A 4,622-nucleotide genomic window follows, 5' to 3' on the forward strand; every position below is an offset into this window, starting at 1 on the left:
ATCTCCTCTTACAACGAAGATTGAATCAGTGCTTCAGGACCGCTGCAACCCGGACTTTTTCAACACTATCGGTGGAATGCTGCCATTCGTCTCGTCGATGGGAACGAGCAATTAGCGCCATTTCGCGACATTCGTGGCCCGTCTCAAAAGCTGCCGTTCGCGAAACGGCTCGAGTCGACCCTTTAAGACCTTCCCGCGTAAGAGTTGACTGGAAGTTCCGACCCCCCAATTGCGGCTGTTCGGCCGGTCGCATTACGATGCCGGACTGATGGTGCAACGGGTGCCGTTCATCGTTGCCGAACTCGGCGCCGACGCTGATCCATTCATGCTGCACCTCTACGCCGCGTTGGCAGAAGAAGAACGGCGACTGATCTCGGAACGGACCAAGGCCGCCCTCGCCTCTCGCAAGACCACTGGCATAAAACTCGGTAGTCCGACCAACACCGCCGAAGCTGCGGCGAAGGGTCGGAAGATGTCGATCGAAGAAGCCAACCGGTTTGCCCAGACCGTGCTCCCGATCATCGCCTCCATCCAGCGGTCCGGCATCACCAGCCTGCGTGGCCTGCAATCGCCCTGAACAATCGAGGCATTCGAACCGCGCGCAACGGCCAATGGCAAGTCTCGAATTTGCGCAACATTTTGGCGCGGCAATCTGCTGCCCAGCTTTAATAGGCGGGAGTAACCAGCAGTTGCCATACTTTCGACAATCTCTATTGGGGATTAGCCAAGCTACACTGCCGCGTGCCGACGGAAATCGGCATCACAAATGTGAACACCGTCTGGTCAACATCAGAGGTCACGGACAGTGTGCCGCGATGTGCCTGAGCGATCTGCGAAGCAATGTAGAGTCCCAGCCCGAGACCTTGAGGGCTAGATCGGGGCCCCCTCGCTAGAACGGCTGGAACAGGCGCTGCTTTCTCCGGCATTAGACACGGATATCCGGAGTTCGCCGTCTCGGGTGGTGGCTTCGACCTTAATGGGCATGCCCGCGGCACGAAGTTACAGGTTCGAATCCTGTCGCGTGCAGCATTGCCGCAGTTCGCTTGCCGACAACTATTCCTGCTGGAATTGACAGGGCCAATCTTCAGGCCTCGTCAAGCCAGAAGGCAACTCGGTCCGGGCGTCTCCGCAAGCCATGTTGAGCTGCCACTGGGACAGACCCGCCGAATTGGAAAGGTCGACGCCCTCGATACGGGTCAGAAAGAAAAAGGCGCGGTCAAAGTCTATCGGCGCGGTGAACGTCGCTCCTCGGAAGTCCGCCCGTGCGAGATTGGCAAACGAGAAGCGGCTGCCGCTGATATCGGCGTCATGGAACTGCGCACGCCCCAATTCTGCCTTTGTGAAATCAACATTGGTCAGATTGGCGTCCTGGAAATTCGAGCGCTGCATTTCCGCGCTCGCAAACACAGCGCCCTGCGCGTCCATACGGCTGAAGTCGGTCCTGTAGGCCTCGATTCTGTCGAACCGGGCGCCTTTGGCGGTCGAGTCGGCCAGGGAAGCACGCACAAGCGTTGCCTTCTCAAGATTTGCCGCAAGGAGATTGCTGTTCCTGAGGTCGGTCGAAGTGAAATCAACACCGAACAGGTTCGCCCCGCTCAGGTCCTGTCCTTCTAGGATGAGAAGCTTCTTGTCACATTCGTGCCAATTGACGCCAGGCGTCGCGGCTGCGTGGCAATTGTGAGCAGCAGTGGCGTTCTGCCAAGCAAACAGAGTGCAAACCGCTAGAACCAAGCCGGATGCGCCGTAAGCTCTGGTTCGTCTCAAAGTCATGTTGCTGGACCTCTGCTACTCGCCGACACTCAACCTTACCACATCTGCTGACACTCGAGCCACCGTGACCACCGCCGTCACAGTTAGCGATTTCTCATATTCAAGCTCTTGACCCGAACCAGTCAATGCCGCTGCACGGCGACATCGTCGCCAGAGGGTGGTGAGCGGTCGCCCGTTCTGACCAGCACGAACGAGCATCTTGCGCCAATTCCAGTCATTCGTAGCCCTCCTCCAAACCTGACGTTCGCGCTACGGCTGCCGGCGATCCTGAGCCGACTGTCGGGTATGGCCGCCCGAATCCGCCTGGTCAGAGCATATGCATGAGGTAGGGTTGTCGTGCATGCGCCTTTCCGGGAGTTGACACTCTCGACACTGCGCGAGAAAGGGGCGCATCTTCGAGGCGCCCGCGTCCGCGACTGAGGCGGGCGCTCTTCCATATTTACGTAGGAACACCCCTATGAGGATCAGAATCATCGGCGCTGGAAACATCGGCGCCACATTGGTGCGAATGCTTCGGCGCGTCCTCTCCTTAAAGTCGTCACCGGGCTTGCAATGCGGTGGCGCATTATGACATTGGCTGCATGAGCATGTCCGCACAACCAGTGCGTCTGGTCCGCCCCGAAAAGAAGCGGCGTCGCATCCCCATCGCAGTCATCATGGCGATGAGTTTCGGCAGCCTCGTGTTCCTGTCGGTCGGCGGCGTGCTCGCATTGGCGGTCGGCGCCAACCTTCGCAACACTTTCGATCTGCTCGGCGCCCAGTCGACGCTCCTGATCGATGCGATGGAGGATTTGCTGCGCGCCGAGATGGGGCGCGCCGAGAGCGCCGTGGACGGCGTCGCGCAGCTCTACAAGCAGGGCGAGTTCCAGATCGACGACGAGGCGATGTCGGCGGCACTTGCCAGTGCGCTGGCGGCAGCGCCGGGGGTGAACGCAATGTTGATCTGCACACCCGACCTGATTTGCAGGGGGGCGGCGGTGACCGGGGACAACGACGCCAAATATCCTGCCGGAACGATCCGGAAACTCCCCGCCGAGACCGAGAAATCGCCGCAAGTGCGCGCCGTTCTTGAAGAGCGCCAGCAGGTCGACGGACGCCGGTGGGGCGCCTTCGTGGCCAACGAATATGGCTTGTTCGCCAACGTCTCGGCGCCGCTGTCACGCGATGGCACCACGAAGGCCTGGGTGATCGCCGCGGTGGAACTGCAGAACTTGTCCAAAATCACGCAGGAACTGTCGTCGCGCTTCGGCACGCATGCCTTCATTCTGGATGGCGACGGATCCATCCTGGCGGACCAGCGGCTGGCTTCCCCGGATGCGCTGAAGAACGGCATCCTGCCGCTGACGCCGCTCGCCAATTTCGGCGATCCGGTTCTCGCCGGATATGAGGCGCGCAAACCGGAAGCGGAGTTCAGCACGCAGCGTACCCGCGATATCGAGGTTGCCGAAATCCAGCTTGACGACAAGGACGGTTCGACGTCATGGGACGGAGAGAACACTTACGTCGCTATTACCCGTGAGATCACCGGCTATGGCGACCGGCCCTGGACGCTCGGCGCATATTTCAAGACCAGTCAGATCGGTGACGAAATCGAACGCGTCATGGGATCGGCCATGCTTGGACTTGGCGCGATGGCGGTGGCGGTCATCGTCGCGATTCTTCTCGGCAAGCGCCTGTCGCGCCCGATCCAGGCGATTGCCGGCCAGGCCACGCGCGTCGCCGATTTCGATCTCGACGGCGTGACCCCCCTGCCGCGCAGCAGGGTGCTGGAGTTGGACAACCAGGCTTCGGCCTTCAATGCCATGCTGATCGGTCTGCGTGCATTCTCGACCTATATTCCGCGCTCGCTGGTGGCCAAGCTGGTGCGCACCGGAGAGATCGGCATCGCCGAACCGCGCGAAGCGGTCGTCACCGTCATGTTCACCGACATCGCCGGCTTCACCACGCTATCGGAGAAGATGGACGCCGCCGCCGCGGCCAGGCTGCTGAACCACCACTTCGCGATCCTGTGCGGCGCGGTCGATGCACATGGCGGTACTGTCGACAAGTTCCTGGGCGACGGCATGCTGGCGTTCTTCGGCGCGCCGGATCGTCTGAAGGGCCATGCCGCCGCGGCCGTCCGCGCAGCCGCGGCCATCCGCGAGGAGCTGGACAAGGACAATCTGGAAGCGGCTGGCGAAGGCCGGCCTCCGCTTCATGTCCGCATCGGCATCCACACGGGCTCCGTCATCGTCGGCAATATCGGCGCATCCGACCGCGTCAACTATACGATCGTCGGCGACACCGTGAACGTCAGCCAGCGGCTGCAGGACCTCGGCAAGCAGCTCGAACCGGGCGCCACCGCCGCAATCGCCATTTCCGGCGAGACCGCGTCGCGGCTCGACGAAAGGTTCGAAAGGATCCCGGCGGGCAAGCACCGGCTGCGCGGCCGCGGCGAGGCGACGGAGGTCTTCCAGCTTGGCAAAGTCGCGACGTCAGCATCGCCCCCTATGGACGTTCACCGCGCTCAAGCGGGCTGAGTAACATGCCACTTCCATGCCGCTGATCGGCGGCTTGAAGAAAGCCGCCGGCTTTGGGAATGACTGGAGCCAGGTCACCTAGCGCCGTAGCTGATTTCAATTGGAACGGCAGGAACGGTGCAAAGTCGCTGGTTCCGGGCAACGTCCGCTTACGAGCCGCCAAATCGGCCCAGCAAGGACCGGTTTGGGTCAAGACTGGTGATTCTGGTGAACGTCGGCTTCCGGGAAGGAAATTCGGTCCAGGAAGGGCCGCTTCGGGTCGATAGTGTTGAAGAAGTCGGCGATGAAGCCGTGGATCCACTCGCACCGAAGCGTCTTGATTAAGGTCGACGC

At 61.2% G+C, this 4,622-nt stretch carries 3 protein-coding genes; 2 read left to right on the forward strand and 1 reads right to left on the reverse strand.

Annotated elements, in window-relative coordinates; all coding sequences use genetic code 11:
- Positions 1-229: 229 nt before the first annotated feature.
- The gene (locus AC0L15_RS33050; protein WP_287250109.1) at positions 230-577 is read left to right on the forward strand and encodes a recombinase family protein; all 348 of its coding nucleotides are present in this window, start codon (positions 230-232) and stop codon (positions 575-577) included.
- Positions 578-1,053: 476 nt separating this feature from the next.
- Here the strand turns inward: AC0L15_RS33050 and AC0L15_RS33055 are convergent, their stop codons facing one another.
- Positions 1,054-1,770 (reverse strand): pentapeptide repeat-containing protein, encoded by a 717-nt coding sequence (locus AC0L15_RS33055; RefSeq protein ID WP_287065335.1) that lies wholly within the window; start codon positions 1,768-1,770, stop codon positions 1,054-1,056.
- Positions 1,771-2,351: 581 nt separating this feature from the next.
- Here AC0L15_RS33055 and AC0L15_RS33060 point away from each other — a divergent pair.
- On the forward strand, positions 2,352-4,289 hold the full coding sequence (locus tag AC0L15_RS33060; RefSeq protein WP_287250112.1) for an adenylate/guanylate cyclase domain-containing protein: 1,938 nt from the start codon (positions 2,352-2,354) through the stop codon (positions 4,287-4,289).
- Positions 4,290-4,622: the final 333 nt, after the last annotated feature.

This window comes from Mesorhizobium sp. WSM4846, assembly GCF_055811415.1.